The sequence below is a fragment of the Photobacterium andalusiense genome (assembly GCF_900185625.1).
Lineage (GTDB): Bacteria > Pseudomonadota > Gammaproteobacteria > Enterobacterales > Vibrionaceae > Photobacterium > Photobacterium aquimaris.
Genome location: NZ_FYAJ01000003.1, coordinates 31,123 through 57,491, shown reverse-complemented (window position 1 = coordinate 57,491; position 26,369 = coordinate 31,123). Strand labels below are relative to the sequence as shown.

General features: G+C 35.0%; 26 protein-coding genes and 1 tRNA gene. 16 read left to right on the top strand and 11 right to left on the bottom strand.

Going from position 1 to position 26,369, the window contains the following annotated elements; all coding sequences use genetic code 11:
- Nucleotides 1-117 precede the first annotated feature (117 nt).
- Nucleotides 118-609 carry a CreA family protein gene (locus tag PAND9192_RS09395; RefSeq protein ID WP_087853589.1) on the bottom strand — a complete coding sequence of 164 codons (492 nt, stop codon included), beginning with the start codon at nucleotides 607-609 and terminating at the stop codon, nucleotides 118-120.
- Nucleotides 610-995: 386 nt separating this feature from the next.
- Between PAND9192_RS09395 and PAND9192_RS09390 the strand changes: the two genes are divergently transcribed.
- The gene (locus tag PAND9192_RS09390; RefSeq protein ID WP_234999053.1) at nucleotides 996-1,334 is read left to right on the top strand and encodes a hypothetical protein; all 339 of its coding nucleotides are present in this window, start codon (nucleotides 996-998) and stop codon (nucleotides 1,332-1,334) included.
- An 89-nt stretch (nucleotides 1,335-1,423) separates the two neighbouring features.
- Here the strand turns inward: PAND9192_RS09390 and PAND9192_RS09385 are convergent, their stop codons facing one another.
- The 4 genes from PAND9192_RS09385 to PAND9192_RS09370 all read right to left on the bottom strand — a co-directional run bounded on the left by PAND9192_RS09385 (nucleotide 1,424) and on the right by PAND9192_RS09370 (nucleotide 5,127).
- Nucleotides 1,424-2,464, bottom strand: coding sequence for a hypothetical protein (locus PAND9192_RS09385; RefSeq protein WP_087853587.1), 1,041 nt, complete (start codon nucleotides 2,462-2,464; stop codon nucleotides 1,424-1,426).
- Between the two features lie 142 nt (nucleotides 2,465-2,606).
- Complete coding sequence (locus tag PAND9192_RS09380; protein WP_087853586.1) at nucleotides 2,607-2,912, bottom strand: DUF1289 domain-containing protein; 306 nt, start codon at nucleotides 2,910-2,912, stop codon at nucleotides 2,607-2,609.
- Between the two features lie 127 nt (nucleotides 2,913-3,039).
- Entirely contained in the window at nucleotides 3,040-3,579 is a 540-nt protein-coding gene (locus PAND9192_RS09375; protein ID WP_087853585.1) for a GNAT family N-acetyltransferase, read from the bottom strand.
- 987 nt (nucleotides 3,580-4,566) lie between these two features.
- Entirely contained in the window at nucleotides 4,567-5,127 is a 561-nt protein-coding gene (locus PAND9192_RS09370) for a hypothetical protein (RefSeq protein WP_087853584.1), read from the bottom strand.
- A gap of 142 nt (nucleotides 5,128-5,269) precedes the next feature.
- Between PAND9192_RS09370 and PAND9192_RS09365 the strand changes: the two genes are divergently transcribed.
- The 7 genes from PAND9192_RS09365 to cspE all read left to right on the top strand — a co-directional run bounded on the left by PAND9192_RS09365 (nucleotide 5,270) and on the right by cspE (nucleotide 14,566).
- Entirely contained in the window at nucleotides 5,270-5,752 is a 483-nt protein-coding gene (locus tag PAND9192_RS09365; RefSeq protein WP_087853583.1) for a transcription elongation factor, read from the top strand.
- A 148-nt stretch (nucleotides 5,753-5,900) separates the two neighbouring features.
- The gene (locus PAND9192_RS09360) at nucleotides 5,901-8,726 is read left to right on the top strand and encodes an FAD-binding and (Fe-S)-binding domain-containing protein (RefSeq protein ID WP_087853838.1); all 2,826 of its coding nucleotides are present in this window, start codon (nucleotides 5,901-5,903) and stop codon (nucleotides 8,724-8,726) included.
- A gap of 521 nt (nucleotides 8,727-9,247) precedes the next feature.
- On the top strand, nucleotides 9,248-10,294 hold the full coding sequence (locus tag PAND9192_RS09355) for an HlyD family secretion protein (protein ID WP_087853582.1): 1,047 nt from the start codon (nucleotides 9,248-9,250) through the stop codon (nucleotides 10,292-10,294).
- Nucleotides 10,294-11,814, top strand: a complete 1,521-nt coding sequence (locus tag PAND9192_RS09350; protein ID WP_087853581.1) for a DHA2 family efflux MFS transporter permease subunit — start codon at nucleotides 10,294-10,296, stop codon at nucleotides 11,812-11,814. The genes PAND9192_RS09355 and PAND9192_RS09350 overlap by 1 nt, the downstream gene beginning before the upstream one ends.
- 222 nt (nucleotides 11,815-12,036) lie before the next feature.
- A tRNA-Ser gene (locus PAND9192_RS09345) sits at nucleotides 12,037-12,127 on the top strand.
- Nucleotides 12,128-12,637: 510 nt separating this feature from the next.
- Entirely contained in the window at nucleotides 12,638-14,041 is a 1,404-nt protein-coding gene (locus PAND9192_RS09340; protein ID WP_087844789.1) for a radical SAM protein, read from the top strand.
- A gap of 312 nt (nucleotides 14,042-14,353) precedes the next feature.
- On the top strand, nucleotides 14,354-14,566 hold the full coding sequence (gene cspE / locus PAND9192_RS09335; protein WP_036791338.1) for a transcription antiterminator/RNA stability regulator CspE: 213 nt from the start codon (nucleotides 14,354-14,356) through the stop codon (nucleotides 14,564-14,566).
- 738 nt (nucleotides 14,567-15,304) lie between these two features.
- Here the strand turns inward: cspE and PAND9192_RS09330 are convergent.
- Complete coding sequence (locus tag PAND9192_RS09330) at nucleotides 15,305-15,859, bottom strand: YbhB/YbcL family Raf kinase inhibitor-like protein (RefSeq protein ID WP_065166622.1); 555 nt, start codon at nucleotides 15,857-15,859, stop codon at nucleotides 15,305-15,307.
- Nucleotides 15,860-16,021: 162 nt separating this feature from the next.
- On the opposite strand from PAND9192_RS09330, the gene PAND9192_RS09325 reads away from it, so the two are divergent.
- The gene (locus PAND9192_RS09325) at nucleotides 16,022-16,939 is read left to right on the top strand and encodes a LysR family transcriptional regulator (protein ID WP_087853580.1); all 918 of its coding nucleotides are present in this window, start codon (nucleotides 16,022-16,024) and stop codon (nucleotides 16,937-16,939) included.
- 15 nt (nucleotides 16,940-16,954) lie between these two features.
- Here the strand turns inward: PAND9192_RS09325 and PAND9192_RS20685 are convergent, their stop codons facing one another.
- Both PAND9192_RS20685 and PAND9192_RS09320 read right to left on the bottom strand, forming a co-directional pair.
- A complete protein-coding gene (locus PAND9192_RS20685; protein WP_159458230.1) occupies nucleotides 16,955-17,107 on the bottom strand; it encodes a hypothetical protein in 153 nt (50 codons plus the stop codon).
- Nucleotides 17,107-17,499: a hypothetical protein gene (locus PAND9192_RS09320; RefSeq protein ID WP_087853579.1), complete on the bottom strand. Its 393-nt coding sequence runs from the start codon at nucleotides 17,497-17,499 to the stop codon at nucleotides 17,107-17,109. Before PAND9192_RS09320 ends, PAND9192_RS20685 begins: the two co-directional genes overlap by 1 nt.
- A gap of 226 nt (nucleotides 17,500-17,725) precedes the next feature.
- Between PAND9192_RS09320 and rpoS the strand changes: the two genes are divergently transcribed.
- The 3 genes from rpoS (at nucleotide 17,726) to PAND9192_RS09305 (ending at nucleotide 20,157) form a co-directional block, all read left to right on the top strand.
- Entirely contained in the window at nucleotides 17,726-18,580 is an 855-nt protein-coding gene (gene rpoS / locus PAND9192_RS09315; protein ID WP_087853578.1) for an RNA polymerase sigma factor RpoS, read from the top strand.
- Between the two features lie 187 nt (nucleotides 18,581-18,767).
- The gene (locus PAND9192_RS09310; protein ID WP_087853577.1) at nucleotides 18,768-19,280 is read left to right on the top strand and encodes a hypothetical protein; all 513 of its coding nucleotides are present in this window, start codon (nucleotides 18,768-18,770) and stop codon (nucleotides 19,278-19,280) included.
- A gap of 325 nt (nucleotides 19,281-19,605) precedes the next feature.
- Nucleotides 19,606-20,157 carry a hypothetical protein gene (locus PAND9192_RS09305; protein ID WP_174545311.1) on the top strand — a complete coding sequence of 184 codons (552 nt, stop codon included), beginning with the start codon at nucleotides 19,606-19,608 and terminating at the stop codon, nucleotides 20,155-20,157.
- A 141-nt stretch (nucleotides 20,158-20,298) separates the two neighbouring features.
- On the opposite strand, the gene PAND9192_RS09300 is transcribed toward PAND9192_RS09305, so the two are convergent.
- A complete protein-coding gene (locus PAND9192_RS09300; RefSeq protein ID WP_036791321.1) occupies nucleotides 20,299-20,700 on the bottom strand; it encodes an H-NS family histone-like protein in 402 nt (133 codons plus the stop codon).
- A gap of 606 nt (nucleotides 20,701-21,306) precedes the next feature.
- On the opposite strand from PAND9192_RS09300, the gene PAND9192_RS09295 reads away from it, so the two are divergent.
- Nucleotides 21,307-23,220: a BCCT family transporter gene (locus PAND9192_RS09295; RefSeq protein WP_087853576.1), complete on the top strand. Its 1,914-nt coding sequence runs from the start codon at nucleotides 21,307-21,309 to the stop codon at nucleotides 23,218-23,220.
- Between the two features lie 88 nt (nucleotides 23,221-23,308).
- On the opposite strand, the gene PAND9192_RS09290 is transcribed toward PAND9192_RS09295, so the two are convergent.
- Both PAND9192_RS09290 and PAND9192_RS09285 read right to left on the bottom strand, forming a co-directional pair.
- The gene (locus PAND9192_RS09290; RefSeq protein ID WP_087853575.1) at nucleotides 23,309-23,947 is read right to left on the bottom strand and encodes a helix-turn-helix domain-containing protein; all 639 of its coding nucleotides are present in this window, start codon (nucleotides 23,945-23,947) and stop codon (nucleotides 23,309-23,311) included.
- Nucleotides 23,948-24,352: 405 nt separating this feature from the next.
- Nucleotides 24,353-24,601 carry an Ogr/Delta-like zinc finger protein gene (locus PAND9192_RS09285; protein ID WP_036792931.1) on the bottom strand — a complete coding sequence of 83 codons (249 nt, stop codon included), beginning with the start codon at nucleotides 24,599-24,601 and terminating at the stop codon, nucleotides 24,353-24,355.
- A 656-nt stretch (nucleotides 24,602-25,257) separates the two neighbouring features.
- Between PAND9192_RS09285 and PAND9192_RS09275 the strand changes: the two genes are divergently transcribed.
- From PAND9192_RS09275 to lysC, 3 genes are read left to right on the top strand one after another with little or no spacing between them, the layout of a single operon-like run.
- Nucleotides 25,258-25,827: a lysozyme gene (locus PAND9192_RS09275; protein ID WP_087853574.1), complete on the top strand. Its 570-nt coding sequence runs from the start codon at nucleotides 25,258-25,260 to the stop codon at nucleotides 25,825-25,827.
- Between the two features lie 11 nt (nucleotides 25,828-25,838).
- Complete coding sequence (locus PAND9192_RS09270) at nucleotides 25,839-26,156, top strand: hypothetical protein (protein WP_087853573.1); 318 nt, start codon at nucleotides 25,839-25,841, stop codon at nucleotides 26,154-26,156.
- Nucleotides 26,089-26,361, top strand: coding sequence for an Rz1-like lysis system protein LysC (gene lysC, locus PAND9192_RS09265; RefSeq protein ID WP_144018096.1), 273 nt, complete (start codon nucleotides 26,089-26,091; stop codon nucleotides 26,359-26,361). The genes PAND9192_RS09270 and lysC overlap by 68 nt, the downstream gene beginning before the upstream one ends.
- The last annotated feature ends 8 nt before the right edge of the window (nucleotides 26,362-26,369 follow it).

Genomic DNA, 26,369 nt, shown 5'->3' with positions numbered 1-26,369 from the left:
TTGTTGATTTAGTGGTTTTTTTGTGAGGGGTTATTGATTTTTTATATGGATGAGGTGGGGCGTGGAGATGTAAAATATCGCTTCTTAATTAGATAGTTAAGAAGCGATAATGCGCTATTACTGAATATTTGTTGTCGTTGTTGGTGTATGGGCAACGTATGCTTTTGTACCCCAAAGAGGCACGGTTGATAAACTGTGTTTATAACTACCTGTTGTTGTTTTGGTTGAATATGATAAATACATTAAGGTTTCTGATTTTGGATCATAAATTCGACGTATCTTCATTGTTTTAAAGAAAATACTTTTAGATTTCTTAAAGACAACCTCGCCAGATTTTGATTTATCAATTTTCGCTATCATTTCTGGTGTTATTTCACCGGTTTGACGGCATGAAATAGATGAGTCTGAAGGATCCGCTAAACTCAAATCTGCTTCGATGCTAGCAATATGACAAGTAACACCTGGTACAACAGGATCGACTAATGTATTTAACTTTATATCCTTAGTTGTAAACATACCTAAAGAAACATCGCCAACCTCATTATCAGAACAACCACTCAGTGTTAATGCGATAGCAATCGAACTGGCAATCAATAAACTTTTTTGCATATAAGCTCCCTGTTAAATGAACGGTATCATTTAAAAATATTTAAATATGATTTGTTATTATGACGCTAAGTTATACGCGAAAAAGCGCTGTTTTTCATCATTCTCTTTCAAATATGATATTTGTCAGTAACAAATTTCGGTGTGAATATACTTTATTTCAAATAAATATTAAATAATTTAAAAAAGGCAATTACGTTTTAAATTATTGATAATAATTGTTTTTTGTGTGTTTTGATGGTTTTTTTAGGCGATGAATTAATAGGGTTTAAATGATTTTTATTAAAAATGGTCTTTTCAATAGCAACAATAACACATAGGATGAATGTAACAGCAATGTTACTATTAATAATTATCAACGGATGATTATTACTGATTATGAGGAGGATATGATGTCAAATATTCTTGCGTTTCCAGTAAAAGAACAGCCTCGAGATCGTACGCCGTTAGAATTAATTGTTGAACAAGAACTGTTGGATTTAGGTGCTGATAGCTACATGATTAATGTTGTCATTCAACGAATGGAAAAATTTTTAGCGCTTGCTTCATTTGAGTTTGATTTAAAAATGCAAGTGTCTAAAAACTGTTTAGATGAAATGAATCAAAATGTATTCCCAGTGATTTCTGATATGCAAGCGTCAATGAGGGATACGATGAATGAAATGTTAACTGAACGTGTATTGCATGAGATTCGTTTATATAATTTAGAAAGGCACGCAGTTAAATAATACATGGTTTATTTTTTAGTTTTACAATATGTGCAACAAATAATCAAAAACGCCGCTGTTTAATATTTATTATTACAGCGGCTTTTTTATTAGTTTTTATTGCCTAATTGCCAAATTTTTTCTGCTCGACTACCTATTATCCAAAAGCTTAACGCTAATATCGCAAAAAAAACGGCTTTATGGAGCGTACCCCAAAAAAACTCAAAATAGCGGCTATATAAACATAATAATAAAAAGATGATGCCAAAGGCTCTTATAAGTGGATTATTATTTTTAATGCCATAATAAATAGCAGTTAAGGTGAGTAATAGCATTGCTACACTCCAGCCCCATAATTCAATCTGTTTGATGTGTGACCAGGCACTTAAACTGTCATAGTTGCCAAAAATAGTTAGCATCCATAAAGCGTTAAAAAAATACATCAGCCCCATAAACAGTGTTGCTTCTTGAAGAAATAGCAATCGCGGATGGTGTTTTAAAGCAATACTAGCACTAATAATTAATGCGCCAAAAACAGTAAACCGTAACGGGATATTCATTCCCCAAAACAGGTAGTGATTCTGAGCGAGGTAAGAGGTTTCTGTTAACACCCATAAACCAATGCCAATCAAAGCAAATAACCACACTAACACTGAGCGTAATTGAATACCGACGATAAGGTAGATGATGGTAGGTAGAAGAATAAAAATACTCTCGCGCCAATGAAGCGCCATCATGGTATGACTTAAAAAGACACTCGTTACAGCGGTTATCAGTACCCCAAAAAAGAATACTGCTTCATTACTAACTGCTTTTTGTGGATAACGCTGTCGTCGTTTGACGCCGAAATAAAACAATCCAGCTGCAATCATAGCGCTAATAAAGGCGAGTACACTTGCTGGCGTATTGATAATACGCGATATCAGTGCAATTAAATAATCATCAGCAATGAGTAAGATCACTGATAGTATAAAACATGCTATAGCTACCCAAAATGAATAAACAGCCAGTAGTTTCCAATCAAAACTAATCACATCATAGCTATGACGTAGTTGCTGAGCTTGTTGGGTATCAATAAGTTGTTGCTGCTGCCATTGATTAATGGTGTCGTTAAGGAATTGTCCTTGGCGTTTATTAACTTTCATATCCATGTGAATTCCAGATAACATCGATCATATATATGCGTTGTGTCATCTTATTGGTATCGTTAAAAGTAGAACTGATAATTGTAACTGATTGTTATGGTATTGGTAGCGTAAACATTATTAGCAACAGAAGATTAATAACTCAATATTATAGTATTGGCTGCGATGACAAGCAGTGTCGACATAAGCAAGTAGTTACAGAGCCGGATAATGTTTGGCGCGGTTCAATATCAAAACACCAGCATGTAGCTTTGCCCGCCTTAATATCACATTGTGCGGGTTGCTGACATTGTGGGCACTGGTGAGTTGCTTTAATCGCTTTAATGTCAGCCATGATCGCCAGTTGTTGCTGTTCTGGATAGGCTATCCAGTGGCTGATTTCTGTCATTGTTCGTAAGCAGCCACTGCAAATTCCTGCATTATTTTTACATTTAGCGACACACGGTGATTTCACTATAATTACCTATTAACGACTCGACAAATAAAGGTAACATGCTAACGGTTAATAGTGATAAATGCCACTTTGCTGATCTGATGACATTCATAGTGGGCAATCACATTTTACGTATTGCTATAAACAACTATGAAGCTGTTTGTTTGAGTAATTCATAAATCGCAATATCATCTTGTGATAGATGATGACTTGGAAATGTTAGTTCAGTAACATTTTTCATGCCGATTTTTAGCATTACATTTTCAGGGCCTGAAACTGTCTTTAAATGTCGACCGTACAGGTGTTCTAAATTAAGTTTATTAAAACCATAGTCTTTAATCCGTTCTACCGCCTCTGTGCAGTAACCATTACCCCAAAATGGCACTCCAATCCAATAGCCCAACTGGGCACTATTTTCATTAATATTTTCTAATCCGGCGCAGCCGATAAGTTGATGATTACTTTTTAGGGTAATAGCGAAAATAGCTGATTGTTTGCTATACCATCCAGCTAAATGTTTGCCTATCCACTTTCCAGCCATACCATCAGAATAGGGGTGTGGAACACTAATGGTACCGTTAGCAATATCAACGCTACCAGCAAGTCGTTGTATTTTAGTTGCATCTGATAGCTCTAATGGCCGAAGAATTAAGCGTTCTGTTGTTAACAGTGGTTGCATTTTATTCATAATAATATACTCACAAACATAGCTAGATATAGTTATTAACCAATAAATTTGAATTAATTTATAGGGCTGCGATCAATGATTTGATGACTAGTATGGTGAAATAGTGAAATTTGTGCAGTCGCGCTTAATTATTAAAATTGTGTGATCTGTTGACTTGGTAGTGGTGGCTTGGGGGTAAGTGCTATCTACACGTAACAAAAAAACAATGAAAGATTCAATTAAACGTTGTTACTTTTTTCTTATATAGCAATGTGTTAGGTTAAGTTAACAGTAATAGTGTAAAAATAAATACTCATATCATTAAAAAAAAGACTTATAGCAGTTGTCAAATAGCAAAAACAGAATTATATTAACTATGTTGATATAAATCGTTAGGTGAAATTAGCTTTAAAAAAATTAGAAAGTCTTTGTTTATATTCTTTCCTTAATTATCCTCCACGAAACTTATCATCATTATATTTATTCACAACGGAACTTATTCATAGAAGTTGTTGTCATAAATAGATAAATAAAAATTGTTCATCATAATTCAATTAATATGTCATTGTAATGTCATACAATATTGGTTAACTAGAGCACGAATAGTCGAGTAAGAACGGTATTAATATATAGTGATATCAACCTTGCTCATTGGGACATAAATGAGAGGTTTATAATGAAAACACGTAGTCGTAGACAGTGGTTTTACCATAAAAATCAAACAACTAAAGTTGTTAAAGCTTAAAAACTAGAAAAACATTTCTTTATCAGTGATAAAGCAATGAATACATTTAATTATCCTCTAATTAAATGTTTGTTGAAAATTGTTCATAACAAATATCAACCGCAAAGTAGCCAGAGAGAAACATTCATATTGTAAAATTTCTGGCTAACTTATACTCCTTTTTTATTATCAATTATTAACTTTAGTTATCAATTGAAAAAGCAAACGTTTGCTTTTGGTGTTGAGTTTTTTGTTATTAATGGTGTTTAATGCTCGTTTATTAATTATCTATATATATTGCCACCAATAATCAGATCGCTTGGAATCGACGTAAGTGGAATATTACCAATATAAATATTACCGTCGACCACCAGTTTATTTGGAAGAGCTTTAAGCTGACTGTTTTGGATAAATAAATCACCTTTAACATATAAGTTATCGGGTAGTTTTTTGAGTTGAGTATGGGCAACACTAAGATCGCCATAGACTTGTAAACCAAAATTAAGCTCTTTAATTTTAGAGTAAGCAAGATTGATGTAACCATCTACTTTAAGCGCTAATGGTAAATACTCAATATGGCTATAAGCTAAATTAAGATTGCCTTTAATGGTAAGACTTAATGGTAAATATTTAATTTGGCTACTTTCAAGATTTAGGTCCCCATCTACAACAAGGGGATCGGGTAAGCGAATGTCACCACTGTATTTTAGCGAAAGATTACCATAACTATCTTGATAATTAAGTAAATGGGTTGGAGTTAGTGCTAACGCTGGTTGAGTGGTAATTAACACTCCGATTAGGCATAACAGCCATTTATAACGATACATATTGAGAGTCGTAACCATTTTTAATCATGAATGAGTGTTTATATCGGATGATTGGCTTATTACTTTAGCTATTGATGATGTTTAATGTTCGAGAACGTTGCTATTTGTACTTATATTCAATGTATAATCAGCGCCCATTTGGCTAATAGGTTGATAATAAATGAACAAGCAAGTGTTACTTGAGCGTATTGAGGCACAGTTAGAACAGACATTACAAATAGCAACTGAAGCTGCAATGCGTGCTTATAATACCGCGACAGATGATGAAAATGTGGCGGAAAATAAATACGATACTTTTGCATTAGAAGCGTCGTATCTTGCTCATGGTCAAGCTCAGCGAGTAGCTGAATGTAAAGCTGATATTAGTGCTTATCAGCATTTATTTGCCACAATGCCTACTCAACAAACGACCATTGTTGTTGGCCATTTAGTGTCTTTAGAAGATCAACAAGGGCATGCTAAGAAGGTGTTTTTAGGGCCGGCGGCAGGAGGCTTAAAATTTATGATTAATAATGAGGAAGTCATAACCGTGACACCGAGCTCACCTTTTGGTGAAGCATTGCTTGGTCGAGAAATCGATGAAGAGATAGATATCCATATCGGCGGTAATATTCTATGGTTTGATGTGATTAATATTGAGTAATTACCTGATTTTTTGATTTTAATCATTATCATAGTGAAAATGTGAATTAGTAACAGTTATCATCGCCTTTATAGCAGTAGAATCATTCATTCCGAAGTGAAATACTGAGCATAAAGATTATGCCTAATACTAATAAAGCGAGGCTATGATGCAACCTGCTTATGCTAATTTAATCGAGCAATTACGCCTTCAAATAGATGAAAAAAGGATTATTACTGATCCTACGTTGATGTTGGCTTATGGTACTGATGCGAGTTTTTATCGTTTGTTACCACAAATAGTTTTACAGCTTGATACGCTTGATGAAGTTATCTTTGCGATTAAAGCGTGTTATGAACATCAAATTCCAATGACGTTTCGTGCTGCAGGGACGAGCCTATCAGGTCAAGCACAGTCAGATTCAGTCTTAATTACATTAACTCGGCGTTGGCGAGATTATAAAGTGCTTAATGATGGCGCTCAGATATGGTTACAACCCGGCATCATTGGCGCGGAAGCGAATACAATATTAGCGCCATTTGGACGAAAAATTGGTCCCGATCCTGGTTCTATTAATAGTTGTAAGATCGGCGGCATTGTGGCAAATAATGCCTCTGGTATGTGCTGTGGCACTTCGCAAAATAGCTACCGTACTATTGCAGGAATGACAGTGGTACTTGCTGACGGAACACTATTAAACACCTTAGATCTCAATAGCATTACAGCGTTTAAAAAAACGCATGCTGCAATGATCGACGAGCTGATGTTATTGGTCAGCGAATGTCAGGCTAATAGTGTACTTGCAGATAAAATTCGCCATAAATACCGCTTAAAAAATACCACCGGTTATAGTTTAAATGCTTTAGTGGATTTTGATGATCCAATTGATGTATTACAACATCTATTTATTGGTTCAGAGGGCACGTTGGGTTTTATTGCTGATGTGACTTATAACACGGTAATTAATCATCAATTTAAGGCATCGGGACTGTTTGTGTTTGCTGATATTGAGCAAACATGTTTAGCGGTGAGTCAATTAAGTAAAACACGAGTCGCAGCTGTCGAGTTAATGGATAACCGTTCATTAGCGTCAGTGGCAGCAAAGCCAGGAATGCCTGCCTTTATTGCTCAACTAGGGGCTGATGGTAATACAGAAGCTGCCGCATTATTGATTGAGCTACATGCTGAAAATGAACAAGATTTACTTCTTCAGGCAGAGGGAATCCAACAGATTATCAATGCATTCTCTCCGATTGAGCAAGTTGATTTTAGTCGTGATGCAACCATCTGTGAACAATTGTGGGGCATTCGTAAAGAGTTATTTCCCGCTGTTGGTGCCGTCCGTGAAAGTGGCACAACGGTTATTATTGAAGATGTTGCTTTCCCTATTGCGCAGTTAGCGCCAGCTGTACGTGATTTACAACAATTGTTTGTCCAATTTGATTATCATGAAGCGATTATTTTTGGTCATGCGTTAGCGGGTAATTTGCATTTTGTATTTACCCAATCATTTGATACTCAAGCTGAAATTGAACGCTATAGTGCATTTATGGATGCAGTTGCAGAGCTTGTGGCGGTTGAATATCAAGGCTCATTAAAGGCAGAGCATGGCACTGGACGTAATATGGCGCCATTTATTGAACTTGAATGGGGCTATGCTGGTTATCAATTAATGCTCGCGATTAAAGGAGTGTTTGATCCTCGCGGAGTATTAAATCCAGGGGTGATTATAAATGCTGATAAACAATCACATATTAAAAACTTAAAAGCGATGCCTGTCGCTGATGAGCTTATCGATAAATGTGTTGAATGTGGTTTTTGTGAACCTGTGTGCCCATCGCGTAATTTATCATTAACCCCACGCCAGCGTAATACGGTGTATCGTGAAATATCGCGCTTACGGCGTAGTAATGAAGATCCTCAGCGGTTAGCAGCGATGGAAAAAACATACCGTTATTATGGGTTAGATACTTGTGCGGCAACTGGATTGTGCGCTGAACGTTGTCCTGTTGGAATTAATACCGGTGATTTAGTTCGTAAGTTACGTCAAAATCATACTGAAAAAGCGAAGAAAATTGCCTCATGGACAGCCGATCATTTTGCAACAGTCACAGCATCTGCAAAAGTAGGGCTAACTGTAGCGAGCAAGATGCATAAAGCTTTAGGCACAAATAGAATGCGTAAGCTAACGCAACAAGCTTATCAACTTTCAGGGCATAAAGTTCCGCAATGGACTCCGCATATGCCTTTACCAGCAGCTAAAATAATTACACCTGTTATTAGTGGTATAACAAAAGAGCGGGTGGTGTATTTTCCTAGTTGTGCCGCTAGAAATATGGGAACTGAGGTAAATGCACTCGATAAACGCCCGTTGACGGAAGTAACGATTTCTTTGCTTGAAAAAGCAGGATATGAAGTCATATTACCAGATGATCTCAATAATCAATGCTGCGGTATGCCATATATTAGTAAAGGTTTTCCAGAAACGGCACAAGTTAAAGCCCAACAACTTGAACAAGCATTATGGCAAGCATCTCATCAAGGGCAATATCCTGTACTAATGGATACCAGTCCATGTGCTAGTACCAGTAAGCAGTCTTTACGCAATGATATTACTATTTATGAGCCATTTAAATTTGTGGCTGATTTTGTATTGCCAAGATTAACGATCACACCACAGCAAGAGCCTGTAATGTTGCATATTACCTGTACGTCACGTCGTCAGGGATTAGCGTCTGTTATTGAACGTGTAACTAGAGCATGTGCAACAGAGGTAATTATTCCTGATGATATTACTTGTTGTGGTTTTGCTGGTGATAAAGGATTTACCAAACCTGAACTTAATGCGAGCGCGTTAGCACCATTAAAAGCACAAGTGCCTCAAGGATGTCATGAAGGTTATTCAAATAGTCGAACTTGTGAGATCGGCTTATCTGAACATAGTGGTATTGAATATCGTTCAATTTTATATTTAGTCGATAAAGTTAGCCATTAGCATTTATCGTTAATCGTTAATCGTTAATCGTTAATCGTTCGACACTCCTCGCTACTTGAATTAAATAGCGAGGAGTTTTAGTGTTCTTTTATTGGTACGAGTTGCTGTAGTGGTTTTATGTCAGTACAGATTGTATTCATTTAAGCAATAATGGTAAAAATGGAGTTTAAGTTTTTATAATTAAGTGGCAATAATAAAACCATTAAACTTTCATGTATTTTAGCTATTTAGGAAGGGAAAAGAGCCAAATTAATGTATTTACTCTAATTCATTAGGTCAATGCTTTAAAATGACGCTTTACTTGACCCAATTATATCCTCCTCCCCATTGGTACCGACTTGAAAGCCTCTGCTCACAAGCCTATTATTTCAATACGTTAATTATTGTGGTTATGTTTATAACAATACAGTTGCATGGTTATTAATATGTATTAGTTATGACTAGACGAACTTTTTTTGGCTTAATAATTTCTATCATCTAGACTCAAATTTAGCTAAGTGTTAGCTAAATAGGATAAATTCATGGCAACGACAGATACGGCTCCAATTGAACAACCTAATCCAGCAACTAAATCAAATAAATTTCGTAATATTTTTATTTTTATTGTTATTGCTGCGGTTTTAGGTACCGCTGGATATTTTTATACTCGTCATCAAAAACTATATCCAAGTACTGATGATGCGTATATCCACGCCAATATTCTTTACGTTGCACCACAAATAAGTGGCAAGGTACTCAGTGTTAATGTTGAAAACTATCAACATGTAGCTGAGGGGGATTTATTAGTTAAGATTGATCCTGCACCTTATGAAATTCAGTTAGAGCAAGCGAAAGCAGCTTATGAAGTTGCGACTCAACAAAATAAAGCCACCGATGATGCAATTTTAGCGGCGAGCGCAAATGTACGAGCTGCTGATGCTAACCTTGTTGACGTTCAAAAAACGTATCACCGTGTTATGGATTTAGTGAACCGAAAATTGTTGCCGTTACAGCAAGGCGATGATGTAAAAGCGAAGTTAGCCAGCGCTCAAACAAACCTTGAGGCCGCACGTGCAAAAATGTCACAACTGATTAATCAACAAGGCGCTAAAGGCGATGAAGCACCACAAGTAAAACAAGCAGCAGCGGCATTAAGCCAAGCAACGTTAAACTTATCGTACACTAATATTTATGCGCCGTATGACGGTAAGCTAGGTAAAGTGAGTGTGCGTCCTGGTAGTGTTGTTTCTCCTGGTTTGGCAATGATGCCATTAATTGAAGATAACACAGCATGGCTGCAAGCTAACTATAAAGAGAAAGATATCGGCTTATTGAAAGTCGGTATGACAGCGACAGTGGTGTTAGATATGTACCCAGATGTGACCTATCAGGGGCAGGTTGAGGCATTGTCTCCTGCAAGTGGTTCATCTTTCTCATTATTGCCACCTGAAAATGCCACTGGTAACTGGGTTAAAGTTCCTCAACGTTTTCCTGTACGTGTCAAGTTTACAGATTTGAAAAATAAGCCATTACTGCGTGTTGGTGCGAGTGCTGACGTCACTATTGATACCCAATCAGAGACCAACTAATGAGTCAGTCAGTCACGCCAGCTAATCGTACATGGATTACCTTAGCCGTTATGTTATCAGCAATCATGGTATTGCTGGATATGACGATTGCCAACGTTGCACTACCGCATATGATGGGTGCATTAGGGGTTACATCTGAGCAGGTGACATGGGTACTTACTTCTTACTCAATGGCTGAAGCTATTTGTATACCACTTGCGAGTTATTTTGCGCTTAAGTTTGGTGTGAGAAGATTACTATTAGTATCTGTGGTTGGTTTTATTGTTACGTCGGCTTTATGTGGTCAAGCTGATAGTCTTGCTGAAATGGTAACTTTTCGTATTATGCAAGGTGCATTTGGTGCGTCAGTTATTCCACTGGCACAATCAACCATGGTGCAAATTTACCCTGCTAACGAGCGTGGTAAAGCAATGGCATTGTTCAGTGTTGGTATTCTACTTGGCCCTATTTTAGGTCCTACAGTAGGCGGCATTATCACTGAAAATATGGATTGGCGTTGGATTTTTTACGTCAATGTGCCTGTTGGTGCCTTATGTCTAACATTGGTTTATATGTTCGTTAAAATTGATGGCAAAGGTGAGTCTAAATTAGACTGGCCATTAGTTATCGGTATGACGGTAGGTATCGGTTTATTACAAATGGTACTTGATAGAGGTAATGAAGAAGGGTGGTTTGAGTCTAATTTTATTCTATTTTCATTGATTATAAGTGCCATTGCTTGGGTGTTCTTTATTGTACGGTCATGGCGAACCAAAGGCGATATTGCTCCAATGTGGCTATTAAAAGACCGTAACCTTGCGGTGTCATGTTTGATCATGGCTGGCTTTTCGATGGGACTGTTTGGTATTACTCAGTTACAACCGATGATGTTAGAGCAATTATTACATTACCCCGTCGAAATGACAGGATTTGTTATGGCGCCGCGTGGATTAACTTCTGCGATTGTATTGTTGGTGATGGCACAATATATGGATCGTTTAGATCCAAGAATGCTGGTGGCGGTTGGACTTGGGTTTAGTATTTTTGGTACTTACCTGATGATGCAGTACTCAATGGAAATTAATCTATATTGGGTACTCATACCATCAATCATTCAAGGCATGGGGATGGGGTTAGTGTTTGCACCATTGAGTCAAATGGCATATCGAACTTTAGAAGCTAAATATGCTGTTGGTGGAGCGGTGATGTATAACCTTTGTCGAACCATTGGTAGTTCATTTGGTATCTCAATTGTAAATACCTACTTTAGCCGAACTCAACAGCGTGAATGGCATGCTTTAGGGGCTGATATAAGCACCACTAATCCAATATTACAACAACAGGCAATGCAGCATCATACAACGGTTACTGATCCTAACTTTATTGCTCAAGTCAGTGCGTTATTACATCAACAATCGACATTACTGGCCTTTGTATATACATTTGGTTTCTTAATGTTTTCTTATGTTGCATTGTTGCCTTTATTAGCTTTGTATAAGTTTAAGAAAAAAGCTCCAGCAGCGGCGGTGAATTCTCATTAATATTGATTAGTATAATGAGTAAGCAATAAAAAAAGGTAGAGTATTCTACCTTTTTTTATGTGCTGATGATCGTATGTTGGTTATTTTACTAGCACTGGTTTGATTGCTAACTATACGTTATTGTTGTTATTTTTTCTTTTTGGTTAAAAATATACCTGTCGGTAAGGTTGGATTATATTTTGCCTTTACAGACTAAGTCGTGGTGGTTATTATGGCTGCCATGGAGAGATGGCTGAGTGGTTGAAAGCACCGGTCTTGAAAACCGGCATACGTTTATAGCGTATCTAGGGTTCAAATCCCTATCTCTCCGCCACCTTTGAAGCCTCGTCTTATATGACGGGGCTTTTTTATTACCTCGTTTTAATTAATCTCTTCGCTATTTACGATATTTTATTGCCATTATTTATTTAAATATTTTGTAGCTGTTATGTCATTATTGTAAATTTAGTGAATTGTAGTCATTTGAAAAGTATTTTTGTTAGCTTAAAATGTATTGTTAACAATAGTAAAAATAAAGTAATAGCTCGGTATTATATTTTACCGCGTATATTATAAACACTGACAAATTAGACAGTTGCTGTGATGATATTTGATAATAATGGCTAGTTGTTCGATATAATGAAAAAAGGTTAAATTGTTAAATCAAAATAATATTTACTTAACAGTTAGTTATGAGATTTATTTTTAATTAAATAAGGAAAATTTGATCTAGGTATTAGCTTTCTTTTTGTGTCTTAAATTGAGTATTTTTTGGTTAAAGTTCTATATAAAGTAGGCTGGAGAGTGATTATATTACGGGTAAATAATCAATAAGGACAATAAGATGGAACCCGTAATTAAAAACAAATATACAATAAGTCATACCGTAAATACGTTATTATCACCATTGATTTCATCCTTAGTAAATAACCTTAGTCCTAAAGCATTTGGTACATTATTTAAAACAGCGTCTAAATTTGCTGACGAAGAAAATAAACCTGGTTTATTAGAAGCAGCACAAATGTGTAAAGAAGAAGATCCTCAAGTGCTTGGGTGGTTACGGGCATTAAAAAAATTATCACCAAATTGCCGTAAGAAACTGATTCAAAATTTGATTATTAATCACGGTGTACTTGGTGCAAAAGAAAGAGAACAAAATAAACTAAAATATGGCACGAATATTCCTTTCCTAGTGCTTCTGTCTCCTACTTATCAGTGTAATCTTGAATGTGTTGGTTGTTATTCAATGCTTTATGGTAATGAATACCATTTTACGAAAGATGAGATGTATAACATTCTTACTCAATTTTATAATTTAGGTGTGAGATTTTTTACTTTTACTGGTGGTGAACCTTTTGTATATAAATACATGTACGAGATCTTTGAAGACTTCAATGATTGTTATTTCATGATTTATACCAATGGCACGTTATTAAAAGAGAATAAAGTTAAAAAGCTGGCTGAGTTGGGTAATGTCGCCATTACTATCTCAATAGAAGGGGGAGAAGAGTATACTGATTGGCGTCGTGGAGAAGGCGTATTCCAAAAAACCTGTGAAACACGGAAACTACTGAAACAGTATGGTGTTCTTACTGGAGCATCACTAATGGCAACATCAGAAAATCATGCTGAGATCATGAGTGATGAGTTCTGGGACTTCTTGGTTAATGAAAATGTAGAATATGTGTGGACATTTCAATATATGCCAACTGGAGCTGATGCTAATTTTGATTTGGTGCCGACGCCGAAACAGCGGTATGAGCGTTTCCACAAACTAGAAGTTATGCGTAAAGGTGGCACATTTGCTTTCTTAGCTGACTTTTGGAACCACGGTTTTCTTGTTAATGGTTGTATGTCTGGTGGTTCTAATTACCTTCATATTAATGCAAAAGGTGGTGCAGAACCTTGTGTGTTTCAGCCTTATGCGGCAGATAATGTTCGTGATAAGTCCATCATTGATATTCTTCGTTCTAAATTCTTTGAAGGCTACAAAAAAGATATTCCCTTCAATGATAACTTAATGCAGCCTTGTCCGATTATTGATAACCCAGAGGAATTTCGTAAGCATATTCAAGATGTTGGAGCCGTTCCTCAATATGAAGGTGCAGATGGATATCTTAAATTTGGCGATCAACTTGATAGTCTTGCTAAAGAATGGGAAAAATATGCAATTAAGATTTGGGATGAAGAAGGGTACGGTGATCAATATACAGCGGAACATAAATGTTATACCTGTGGCGGCAAGTGATTAATAATAAAAATGTAGTATTGTTTTTAATCGACGATATAAAATTATGATTAATTGTTATCATGTATTCATATTGAGCGATTGTTTGAATAAAAAACTTTACAGGTAATGCGTTTTATGTGACAATTTAGTCACTCTGTAGCTAGAGTAATTGATTGAGAATTAAGTAAAAGAAAAACCCTTAGAAGCATCTTCGTTATTGTTGTGTACACTAGTGTTTCCCTTCGCTTTATCATCATCATATTAAATTATTCAAGCTTCAGTGCATCGCACTTTGCGATAATTTTAAAGAATTTATATAAGGGACACAAAATGTCTAACAAATCAACTGGTCTAGTAAAGTGGTTTAACGAAGAGAAAGGTTTTGGTTTCATTACTCAAGACAACGGCGGTGCTGACGTATTCGTTCACTTCCGTGCAATCGCTTCTGAAGGCTTCAAAACTCTTGCTGAAGGCCAGAAAGTGTCTTTTGAAGTAGAGCAAGGCCAAAAAGGTCTTCAAGCTGCAAACGTTGTAGCTCTATAATTTTATAGTTAATCTATAAAGTTAATATTGGCGTAAATAACTCAGTTATTTGCGCCTTTTATATTTTTGAGTCTTTCACTTTTATTTCTTATTCTTCATTCCCTCCTTCGTTCACATTTCTATTCTATTTTCAAATTAGCTTAATGATTGTATGTTGTTGTCGATATTCATTTATTGATGACAAGAAGATGTTTAATCAATTGCTAAATTAAACACCTCTCTATAAGTTAAACCACCTAAGCAATATCGTGGATACTTGTTTATTAACATGATGACAGTATTGGTAAGTATTTACTGACTCTATGATTCTGTTAACTTGACTAAACGGCCGTCATAAGAACAAATGATACTGATAGCATCTTTTTTGAAGCGGTGAAGACAATGGTAGACAGCTTGTAGATGTTGTATTTCAGCGGTGATATTGTCTTCGAATTCTGGTGGATAAACAGCATCTATTATTATTGATGACTTGAGGCTAGTCTGTCGCGTTAGGGTTATTTTTTTCCAATATGTCATATTTCGTATTAGTAAGTATATTGTAATTTTATAGTACAGTATTCTGTATGTTTAGTGAAGCTATTTTGCTGTCATGGGGATATACAGAGTATTATTTTGTATAATTGTGGTGTGCAGAAATAAAATAAGAAAAAGAACTACATACGAGGTAAAGTCATCTCTTTATGTAGTGAGCAGGCAAAAAAATACCACTCTAAGAGTGGTATTTAATGTTAATCGTTTTTATCGTGCATTTGTTGGTGCAACAAGACGCGCTTTACCAATAACGTGAGCAAGGATGTTATAACCTGCTAGAGCCGGTGATGCATTTTCAGGTAATTTAATATTCGCTGTATTTAATGCATAAACAGTAATCTGGTAATTATGTGGTTTTGCATTTGGTGGTGGACATGCGCCGCCAAAACCTTTAAAGCCAAAGTCATTAGTAACCATGCTCGCTCCTTTAGGTAGAGCTTTACCACCAACAGCACCAGCACCTTCAGCTAAAGAGTGTACATTAGCTGGAATGTTAATTACACTCCAGTGCCACCAACCACTTCCTGTTGGTGCATCTGGATCATACATAGTAACAGCAAAACTTTTTGTTCCTGCAGGTACATCTGTCCAGCTTAACTGCGGAGATTCATTTTTACCTGTACAGCCCCATTGGTTAAATAGCTGTTGATTATTCAGTGTTTGATCATTGGTAACGTTCTGACTCGTTAATGTCATTGCTGCTTGTGACATGAAAGAGGGTAATGCAAAAAGCAGTGCCACAGCAATTGTTTTAAATTTCATCATTTCACCTGTAATAGAGCTAAAATTTGCGTTATTTAACAACTTATAATTATTAAATATTAGTGGAAAACCTTTAATGGTTATAATGTAGCATTACTTACAATAGCTCAAATCAATAAAAATACATCAATTGTTGAGAAAAAATACTCTAAAGGATAAAACGTGAGATCATTACCTCCATTAAAAGGTATTATTTATTTTGAAGCCTCTGCTAGGTTACAAAGCTTTAAATTAGCAGCTGAAGAATTATTTGTAACACCGGGAGCGGTGAGCCATCAAATCCAGACACTTGAAGAATTTATTGGGCAAAAGTTATTTATTCGTCAACATCGAGGAATCAAATTAACGAATGCAGGGATACGTTATTTTAATCGCATTTCACTGATTTTAAAGGATTTAGATCAGGCAACAACAGATGTCGGATTTGTCACTAAAACACAAAAATTAATCGTGTCGATTCCACCAACATTATTAAATAAGTGGCTATTACCACAGCTTAACTATACTTATTTAACTGAAAATTCCATTGCTATTGTTTTTATTGATACCATTGAAACCTTGGATTTGAATAAAGAGAACATAGATTTATCAATACGTTACTGTATTGAAGCGCCAACGGAAAAATATCATCGGTTATTATTTCAAGAACGAATGATTGCAGTTTGTGCACCCAATTATATTAATAAACCGTTAGATGATCTTGCAGATGAAAGGCTAGCTAGTTGTACATTAATTGAAACGACAAATAGATTAATTCAGTGGGATCTAGTTTTAGCTAATAATAATATAAAACCCTATTCTAATCAGAGTAAAATTTATTTTCAAAATTCGATGCATACCATTGAGGCGGCAATACAAGGTATTGGTATTGCTTTTGTTAATCGTCTTTTTGTTGAGTCATATTTAGAGCAAGGTGTATTGATAGAAGCTATTAATATGACTGTTATGCAGGAAAAAGTGCCTGGTTACTATTTAGTAAGTAATTATGAAAAAATGCAAAATTCAGCAACTCAACTTCTTTATAAAGAAATTGAGTCGTATATTAATAATGATATAACTAGCGTTATTGTTGATAACTAATTACGAGTAAGTGCGTTATTCTGCATGCATGGCTATATCAGTAATTGCTTCATCATTTTCAATATTATCAAGCAGTGATCTTAATAATAACATTGCTTGTGTTAGTGAATATTCTTCGTTACATACTAATGACTGAATTTGTTGTTGATAATCAGATAATTGTCTCATTATTTCTCCTTATAAATATCAGTTGTTAGCTTGGTTGTGTACTTTTCACCAAGTAAATTATCTCGAGCTGCTGACCATGCGTTTGCATAACATAGTGCTAATTTAGCTTTGTCAGCACTTTTAATTGGTCCTTGATCAATGGTGTTTTTTTGATCATTACATTGTGTCTTTATTTTGGTGTTATATACCTTGCCTTGATCGGTCAGATTATAAACCTGATCTTTGGCAATTTTTGTCGCTTGTTGTAAGCAGTCAATAAGTCCTTGCTCATCATAATTGGGATTAGTGACACATGATTGTACAACAATAGAATTTGTTGCATTAGCTGCCGCTGAAAATAATGTACCAAGAGTAACAGTAACTAAAAGTGTTTTTGTGAAAAGAGATGACATATATATTTACTCACTAATTCATATTCTTATGTGTTAAATGATATACCTAAAACACATAAAGTAAATGTAGAAGCTGATGATTAAGCGGGAAGTTATATTGAGATTAGGTTTCATTATGAGCAAGATTAGTTTAGCAGTTAAATTTTGCAATTATTTGTTGCAAAATATATGCGTTTGTAATTATTATGTAACCAATAAATAGCAACTAAGTACTCAAGGATGAGGTATGAAAGAAGTAGTATTTGAGAATGACGTGGTTCGTCTTTATCTTAATGAGATATCACTTAAGCCGTTGTTAACTAAATCTGATGAAATCCTTTATAGTCGCAAATCATTACTTGGTGATGAAAATGCTAAACGTGTTCTTATTGAGTCAAACTTGAGACTGGTTGTTAGTTTAGCCAAAAAATATAGAGCGTCGACGTTATTATTGAGTGATTTAATTGATGAAGGAAACATTGGTTTAATTACTGCTGTTGAGAAATTTGATCCAGAGAAAGGTTTTCGGTTTTCTACTTATGCATCATGGTGGATAAAACAAACGATTGAGCGTGCAATCCATAATCAAAGTCGTACTATTCGATTACCCGTTCATGTATCAAAAGAAGTTAATACTATCTTACGTGCTCATCGCGATTTAATGTCTAAAAATAATAATGAGCCATCTCCGGAAGAGATCGCTGATTACTTGAAGCGCGACGTAAGTGAAGTTTCATCTTTAATGACAAATAATTTGAATGTTTTATCTTTTGAACAAACATTGAATGACGACGATAATCATTCGTTATCGTATTTTGTCGCTGATGAAAACGCCAAGCTAGATAAAGAATTAGAAACCAATGACATGCAAGTGATTACTAAAAAAGTATTGTCTAAATTAAGTGAACGCGATCGTGAAATCATTTGCCGCCGTTTTGGGTTATTGGGATACGAGCCACAAACATTACAAGAAGTCGCTGATGCTGTAGGGTTAACTCGTGAACGGATTCGTCAATTACAAATAAAAAATCTGACGCGATTAAAGCGTTCTTTAGTTAACGATAACTATGATATGGAAATGTTGTTTTCAGTATCAGCATAAACCATGATGATATATAGATAATAAGGATGATTGCTATCATCCTTTTTTTATATTTGTGATATACAATAGCGATCATAAATACACAGTTATGCTCCATATCTGCAGATTGAAGTTTTATCTAAGAAGCATATTATAAAATTATGAATAGCGATCAATCTTTATTATTCATAATTTTAGGAGTGTTGTTATGCCAATTACCGATGAAACATGTGAACATTCAGAATTACTTAATGCATTAATATCTCGGCAATCATTATTATCGACTAACAGAATGCAATCTATTGTTTATGCGGCAGCACTAGCTTGTCAGAATAAGAATGTATTACGCATGATTCAACATCTCGTTGGTGAGGTGACGCCCAATCAGCGTCAAGATATTCATCATGCAGTTGTAAGGATGGCTGCGACGAATGCTTATTATATGGCTATGCATAGTATTGATTTAAATTGTAATATTTCTAATGCAATGCAGTTAACACCATTAAAAGAATTAGATGTTGAAGATAAAACAAGTTATTACTACGCCTGTATTGCAGCTTGTCTCGTTAATAAAGGTTACAGTTGTTTAAGTAATCATATTACGCTTTTACGTAGTTGTGATGAATCTGATGAGTCAATCAATATGGCCTTAAGGTTGGTTGCTTCGGTGTTAGCTATGTGTCAATCAAACTTTAGTAATGAGTACTTTTTAGATAATTAATAGTAAACGGAAATAATATTGACACATAAAAAAGCTGCTAATTATTTAGCAGCTTTTTTATGTGTTGAGAGATAAGAACCAGAACCTAAACAATGTAATTAGTCTAATAGTGCTAATGAAGGGAAATATAGCAAGTACTTGATAGCTATGCGATATAAAAGAGTAAATTAGCATTATACCTTGATGTAATAATATATAGTCATATGATACTATTCACTATAAATTTTGTGTTATTCCATTTTATATATGGATATACATTAAATATTAATGTCATAAACTATTATAATCACCATTAATCGTTAATGGTATGTTGAGAGATGTTGCTGTGATTGATCTGTTAAAAGATATCTTAGGATGGACATCAGTGGTGTTTTATATATTAATTACAATATTTAACACCATGAAAGTTACTCGTTATGCAGCTTTTGCTTCTGCAGCGAATGATACAATATGGTCTATATTGATGGGATGGTGGCCAAAGGTTATCCTTAACTTATCGGTTACAGCTATTAATTTATATCGATATTTTAAAGATTTTACTCAAACAGCAAAGATTATTATTCAATTATTAGCTGCAGTAATGATTGCTGGCATATCCTATATTGTTTATGTTGCCGTTCATGCTTTTATTGCTGAGCCAACGTTAGCCGTTGGATTACAGTTTGTTGATCTTGGTGTGATTGTTATCGCACTATATATGACCGAGTTAAAAAAATATCGATTATTGATGTTGCTATCAGGTTTTGTTGGTATGGTCGGTTATTTTGGCAACCCACAGATGATGATCATTAAAGCACTGGTTATTATAATTATGAGCTATAAGTTGTTTACAACACGTAATGATACACCAGAGCAGCAAGCGGCAGAAAATAAGTAACTTTTAATAGATTATAGCTATTGTCCCGTACTGCTTTATTGGTTTAAAACCATTGATATAAAAAAACGCTCATTATGAAATACAATGAGCGTTTTTTGGCATTTACTTAATATCATCTACTTAATATAAGTAGATGATGTATTAAATTTCAAAGCTAGCTAGAGCATCGCCATTATCAAGCAATTGTTGTAGTGCTTTAGGTGTGCGGCCTTGACCTGTCCACGTCTTCTCATCGCCATTTTCATCAACGAATTTGTATTTAGCTGGACGAGCAGCACGCTTTTTCTTTGTTTTTGGGCTATCGCCAATTAATGCAATTAATTCTTCAGGTGTAATACCTTCAGCTGCAAGCATATCACGGTATTTCTGCAGTTTGGCTTCTTGTTCTTTATTTTCTGCTTTAGCTGCTTCTTCTTCCACACGGCGTTCTTCAACGACTTGAGTGAACTTTTGTAGGCCTTCTTGCAGATCTTCAATAGACATTTCACGCGCTTGAGCTCTCAAAGAGCGTAGATTTAAAAGAGTTTCAATCATGTTATTAATTCTAAATAAAAGTAATTTTGCCTATTGTACTTAACTTTTATAATAAGACACTAAAAATAGTTCCTATTATTGTAACTAAATCTCATTTTTTGTTTTTTATTGTCGTATTACTGCTATTTTTTATTTTATTGATAAATAGAATCTAACTGAAACGACTATTATTTTTAGGTTATTAATACGGCCATTTACAGTGATAAAAAAACTAAATTTATAATGATGATATTCAAATGATAGAGAATGGGTATGTTATACATTATAAACTCTAAGCTTATAAACATTAGCGATGAAACGGTAACTGAACTTATATTTGGTTAATAATATGGGACTTGTTTAATATTTATCGCTTAAAAATTATCAATATGCAATATATAAATTTATATTGAGATCGATACCAATGTATTTATTTGTTTCTATTTGTAACTGTAGAACGTTAACTTTGATTGTTAATGCACCAGATAGTTGATTTTTTTACTTAAACAGGGCTTTTTCAGTCTTGTATCAAAAAATTTTATCATTACCATAATAGAAATTATTTGTGTCTTTAGTGTTAAAAGAACATCATATATGTAACTTTTCATGGATGATATATAGCAGTAAGGATATCGTTTGAGTACATTACGTAAAAATTTCGAGCTAATTGATAAGCCAACATTTTTTGGTGCATTAGCAATGTTGATCTCAGTGGTTGTTCCACTACTTTTATTCCCAAAAGAAGGCGCAGAATGGATTGCTGTCGCTAAAACCTTTATGACAGACAAACTAGGCTTTTTATATTTAGCACTAGGTATGGCTGCTTTCTTTTTTATGATTTACATTGTTTTTTCTGATATTGGCCAAATTAAATTGGGCGATGCTGATGAAGAACCAGAGTTTAAGACGGCATCATGGGCTGCAATGTTATTTTGTGGTGGTATCGGTGCAAGTATTCTTTACTGGGGTGCTATCGAATGGGCTTATTATTACCAAAGTCCACCATTCCAATTAGCACCTGGTAGCGAAGAAGCTGTACGTTGGGCTGCAACCTATGGTGTTTTCCACTGGGGTCCTATTGCATGGTGTATTTACCTTGTACCAGCAGTGCCAATTGCTTATTTCTTTTATGTTCGTAAACAGCCTGTATTGAAAGTATCAGCTGCATTAATGCCTGTAATTGGTGAAGCACGCAGTCACGGCTGGGTAGGTAAAGTAATTGATGTACTGTTTATTTTTGGTTTATTAGGTGGTGGTGCTACAACATTAGGTTTAGCCGCACCATTGATAACTGAAGGCGCACATTACCTTTTTGGTACACCTAAAAATACAGAAACTCAAATTATTGTTCTTCTTTTATGTACTTGTATTTTTGGTTATTCTGCTTATGCGGGTATGGAAAAAGGCATTAAGGTATTAAGTAATATCAACTTCTGGGGCGCGTTAGGTTTATTGGCCTTTATTTTAGCTGCTGGACCGACGATCTTTATGTTAGAAACGGGCTTAGATTCATTAGGTCGTATGCTTTCTAACTTCTTTATTATGGCAACGTGGGCTGAACCTTTTGGTGGCTACGGTACCTTTGAAGATACGCACTTCCCACAAGATTGGACTATTTTCTACTGGGCATGGTGGTTAGTGTTTGCACCAAGTATGGGCTTATTTATCGCACGTATTTCACGCGGTCGTACAATTAAGCAAATGGTGACAGGTTCTATCTTCTTTGGCTCTATGGGTTGCTTCCTGTTCTTCATGGTTTTGGGTAACTACGGTTTATCGTTACAATTATCAGGTGCGCTTGACGTGGTTGGTATTTTGAATGCAGAAGGTGCAACCAAAGCAATCTTCTCTATTCTTGAGCAATTACCATTTAGTACGCTTGTAATCGCTGTATTTACGCTATTATGTTTGATTTTTACAGCAACAACGTTTGACTCTATTTCATATATTCTTGCTTCTGTTGTTCAAAATGATGTAACAGAAGAACCTATGCGTTGGAACCGTTTGTTCTGGGCATTTGCAATGTCATTTATGCCATCTGTATTGATGTTTATGGGAGGCCTAGCCACACTGCAAACAGCAGCAATTGTTGGTGGTTTACCATTGTTGTTCATTACCGTTATGTTAATGATTTCAGCAGTAAAAGCAGCATCGCTTGATTTGAGTCACCAAAATGGTTACGAAGATCCAGTGATCAATATTGAAGAACTACCTGATGTTGATCCATGGTCAAAAGAAGGTATGGCGCTAGCAAAGTTTGAACAACTAAAAGATGCGGCGATTGAAGCTGCTGATGCTGAGCGTGATGCACTCAATGCTATTTGGAAAATTAAGAAAACAATTCGAGCACAAGCGTTAGCGAGTGGTGCTGATGCGGGTGAAGTTCCTCAAGAATTAGCTGAAGAATTGCACCGTCTAACTTCTGAGGCAATGGCAGCGAAAGAAGCTAAGCTTGAAGCTTCTGAATTAGCTCAAGAAGCACGAATAGTCTTTAATGATATTCTAAAACAGAAAGAAGAAATGCTAGAACTTGAAGTTCAAAAAGCATAAATAGTATTAGATTGATTTAAATGCATAAAAGGCGATCTTCGAATCGCCTTTTTTATTTGTTGTTATTAAATAATGGTGTTGATAATAGTTAAATATGATCAATAGAGATAATAACTTTGCCTATAACCTCAATATCATCTTGTGCAAGCGTGATTGAAGATTGACCATAATGTAATGCCAGTTGTTTGGCGGGTAAACGTTGAATATCATTAATTGATAATAACTGGTCAATGCTAATCAGGTAATTACCACTAATTGGTAAGATATCACTTTTGTCAATGATCAACGTCGCTGTCGTAGTTTGCAATGCCATTAATAAGGGCGGTTCATTATTCGATTGTTTAAGTAATGTTTGATCGAAAGATAAAGCGGGTAATGGCGTAAGCTGGCCTGATTTTAATTGATAATGAGGCACTATTAATGTGTCTGAGTCAGCTTTTGTCATTGAGGTATTGAGATGAGGAAATGCTTCTCCCTCATTTAATAATAGCCAATGTAGTGATACGCCTGTTGCAAGGTGGGAACGAATCGCTATTTCAAATGGTGTCGTTTCTCGAGAGTGCCATGTTGATACTGTACCGCGTGGAATATTAAATACATCAGCAAGATCTTGATATTCATCAATGTCTAATACTGAACATAATTTTGATGTAACGGCTTTACCACCAAGATACTGGTAAGAAGAAAGAGTCGTAACATGAGATTTATGTGTCGAATTAGGTTTCATTTTGGGCGATTAACCATATCAAAGTAATGGGATAACAACAGATTAAGTATCTAATAGTGTAACTAACACATCAGTAACAAAGGTGCGGCATAATGCAGTATCAATATATTATTGGTTAATTATACATTTAGTTTATATGTTGGTATGTAAATTTACTAATACTTGGTTGAAAGATGAAACTTATAGCATATTGTGAGGGATATATTTGACATATTTGACTCGTTTATATCAAGTATTATGCATTTCGATTTTCTTGGTGAGATTGATTTAGCAGGTTGATGTAAAGGTAAATTTTATACTTCCTAAAAGTAATGATTCTGCCTGTTGCCTTTACAATCACTGTTACAAAATATGATTGCAGTTATAAACAGCATTAAAGCGGAACGAATAACGTTCCGCATAATTTTATATTGTTAGCATTTGATGAAGTTCTTTCACTTTTTCTGGTGGCATTGTTTTAACTAAAGCAATAACAAGTTCATTTACGTTTTTAGCAGATGGACTGATGGTATGACTAAAGCCTAAAGACATCACAAAAGTATGTCCACATTCAGGATCTGAACATGAACAATATAAATCTGCTGCTGCATTTGAAAACCAGTTTGTTTTATTAATACGTGCTTTTTCGCCACACTGAGTACAATGAATACGCATTGCCATTTGAATTACCTATTTAATATTGAAGGCAAAAATTCAAGAATCATTGATATAAACAATGTCATTACCCACAAAGAGCTAAAATATTGTGAGCCTTTAGCTCGATATAGATAAGCTTAGATTTTTGCTTTTATGGGAATGATAGGGATTACCTACCGCTATTAACCTCGATCTGCTGCATTTTAGTGAATGAGATGTCAGTTAATTGCTTAATTCTGTCATAAAAACACTACCCTCATATCAAATGGGCAATTGAAATTCGGATTCATTCGGATTTTCACTCTTTTCCGAATTGCTCATAACGACAATTGATGCATTATCTTATCAAATGAATGATACTCATCTCATCAAGTAACCCACTGGAGTAACCGGAAATACCAATATTGAGACTTACATCATTGGAGATAGATATTGGGGAAAAATCCCTATTTACTTCAAATAAACAAGGAATTATAAGATGTATGAGTTATTGGATTGGCTAGTAAATAAAATGGTGTTCGTGGTTTTTGTTATCATCGGCCATTTTCAATTCATGACAATAGAAGCTTGGTCTTTAATTGTTTCATTCTGTATGGGAGTCTTCGCTTTATCGTTGAGTTATTGGCATAAGAAAATTATGCAACAAATTGCTCGCGAAAGAGGAGTGTCCATTTATGAATAAATTAAAACCAATTTTATGCTCAATTACTGCAGTGATAGCACTTTTTGGTGATGGTGGAATAGGGAATAGTACATTACCAATCGGGAATGTTGTTATTGCTGGCGAAAGCCAAGGAAAATTAAAATTAACACCAAAAGGATTAAAATTAATAGGAGACTATGAAGGTTGTAGGTTAGATAGTTATCGTTGTCCTGCTGGTTATAAAACAAATGGTATTGGCAATATTCATAATATAACCACTGATATAATAGATAATGAACAAGTAGCAAGAGATTGGGTGTTAAATATTCAGCAAGCAGAATCTTGTTTAAATAATATTCTAGGGAAAAATAATATTACGCAAGGACAGTATGATGCTTTAACATCATTTATCTTTAATACTGGATGTACACGGTTTCTAAAAAATAAAGATCTTACAGCAACAAAAATATCCACCTATGTAAGAGCTGGAAAGTTTTCACATGCCTGTTTGCAATTATCTCACTGGGTTTATGGTGGAGGTAAAAAGTTACAGGGCTTAGTGAAAAGACGGAAGTCAGAATATTTACGGTGTATTGAATAGGATATTCATTCATGCGAATATTATTATTATCAGTTATTTTGGTTTTATTAGTTAAAAATGAATATATGGATCGTAAATTAGAATCTCTTATTATTGATCGAAATGAAGCTATTAAAATAAATAAGTCACATACAGAAACGTTTAAATTATTAGAAGATCAAAAAGAAGAAAATAATGATTTATTATTACAGCGGGAACAACGTAGACTCAAACAAGATGAGGATAGTGTTGTTACAACAGAGACTTTAAATAACCTATTGTATGAAAAAGAAAAATATCATAACAACTGGCCTGATGATGTTATTGATTGGTTGCAGCAACCGTATTGAACCAACGCGAGTGGAGATTATTAAGGTATTACCAGAACCTTGGTTAATTACGGCATGTAATAAACCTAAAATGATAGGAAAAACACCAGCACAAACTATTGCAGAAGATTTACCTCGATTAAAAAACGCATTGTCTAATTGTGCTAAACAAGTCGATGATTATCTTCATTGGTATGAAAAACAAAAAATAAAAAATCAAATATAATATAAAGG

Excerpts from the sequence above, each read along its gene's own strand:
- PAND9192_RS09330 (WP_065166622.1), bottom strand. The coding sequence starts at position 15,859 with ATGAAATTTAAAACAATTGCTGTGGCACTGCTTTTTGCATTACCCTCT.
- PAND9192_RS09375 (WP_087853585.1), bottom strand. The coding sequence starts at position 3,579 with ATGAATAAAATGCAACCACTGTTAACAACAGAACGCTTAATTCTTCGG.
- PAND9192_RS09390 (WP_234999053.1), top strand. The coding sequence starts at position 996 with ATGATGTCAAATATTCTTGCGTTTCCAGTAAAAGAACAGCCTCGAGAT.
- PAND9192_RS09275 (WP_087853574.1), top strand. The coding sequence starts at position 25,258 with ATGAATAAATTAAAACCAATTTTATGCTCAATTACTGCAGTGATAGCA.
- PAND9192_RS09270 (WP_087853573.1), top strand. The coding sequence starts at position 25,839 with ATGCGAATATTATTATTATCAGTTATTTTGGTTTTATTAGTTAAAAAT.
- PAND9192_RS09365 (WP_087853583.1), top strand. The coding sequence starts at position 5,270 with ATGAACAAGCAAGTGTTACTTGAGCGTATTGAGGCACAGTTAGAACAG.
- PAND9192_RS20685 (WP_159458230.1), bottom strand. The coding sequence starts at position 17,107 with ATGAGACAATTATCTGATTATCAACAACAAATTCAGTCATTAGTATGT.
- PAND9192_RS09310 (WP_087853577.1), top strand. The coding sequence starts at position 18,768 with ATGCCAATTACCGATGAAACATGTGAACATTCAGAATTACTTAATGCA.
- PAND9192_RS09340 (WP_087844789.1), top strand. The coding sequence starts at position 12,638 with ATGGAACCCGTAATTAAAAACAAATATACAATAAGTCATACCGTAAAT.
- PAND9192_RS09370 (WP_087853584.1), bottom strand. The coding sequence starts at position 5,127 with ATGGTTACGACTCTCAATATGTATCGTTATAAATGGCTGTTATGCCTA.
- PAND9192_RS09350 (WP_087853581.1), top strand. The coding sequence starts at position 10,294 with ATGAGTCAGTCAGTCACGCCAGCTAATCGTACATGGATTACCTTAGCC.
- PAND9192_RS09360 (WP_087853838.1), top strand. The coding sequence starts at position 5,901 with ATGCAACCTGCTTATGCTAATTTAATCGAGCAATTACGCCTTCAAATA.
- PAND9192_RS09320 (WP_087853579.1), bottom strand. The coding sequence starts at position 17,499 with ATGTCATCTCTTTTCACAAAAACACTTTTAGTTACTGTTACTCTTGGT.
- PAND9192_RS09355 (WP_087853582.1), top strand. The coding sequence starts at position 9,248 with ATGGCAACGACAGATACGGCTCCAATTGAACAACCTAATCCAGCAACT.
- PAND9192_RS09290 (WP_087853575.1), bottom strand. The coding sequence starts at position 23,947 with ATGAAACCTAATTCGACACATAAATCTCATGTTACGACTCTTTCTTCT.
- cspE (WP_036791338.1), top strand. The coding sequence starts at position 14,354 with ATGTCTAACAAATCAACTGGTCTAGTAAAGTGGTTTAACGAAGAGAAA.
- PAND9192_RS09395 (WP_087853589.1), bottom strand. The coding sequence starts at position 609 with ATGCAAAAAAGTTTATTGATTGCCAGTTCGATTGCTATCGCATTAACA.
- rpoS (WP_087853578.1), top strand. The coding sequence starts at position 17,726 with ATGAAAGAAGTAGTATTTGAGAATGACGTGGTTCGTCTTTATCTTAAT.
- PAND9192_RS09285 (WP_036792931.1), bottom strand. The coding sequence starts at position 24,601 with ATGCGTATTCATTGTACTCAGTGTGGCGAAAAAGCACGTATTAATAAA.
- lysC (WP_144018096.1), top strand. The coding sequence starts at position 26,089 with ATGAAAAAGAAAAATATCATAACAACTGGCCTGATGATGTTATTGATT.
- PAND9192_RS09385 (WP_087853587.1), bottom strand. The coding sequence starts at position 2,464 with ATGGATATGAAAGTTAATAAACGCCAAGGACAATTCCTTAACGACACC.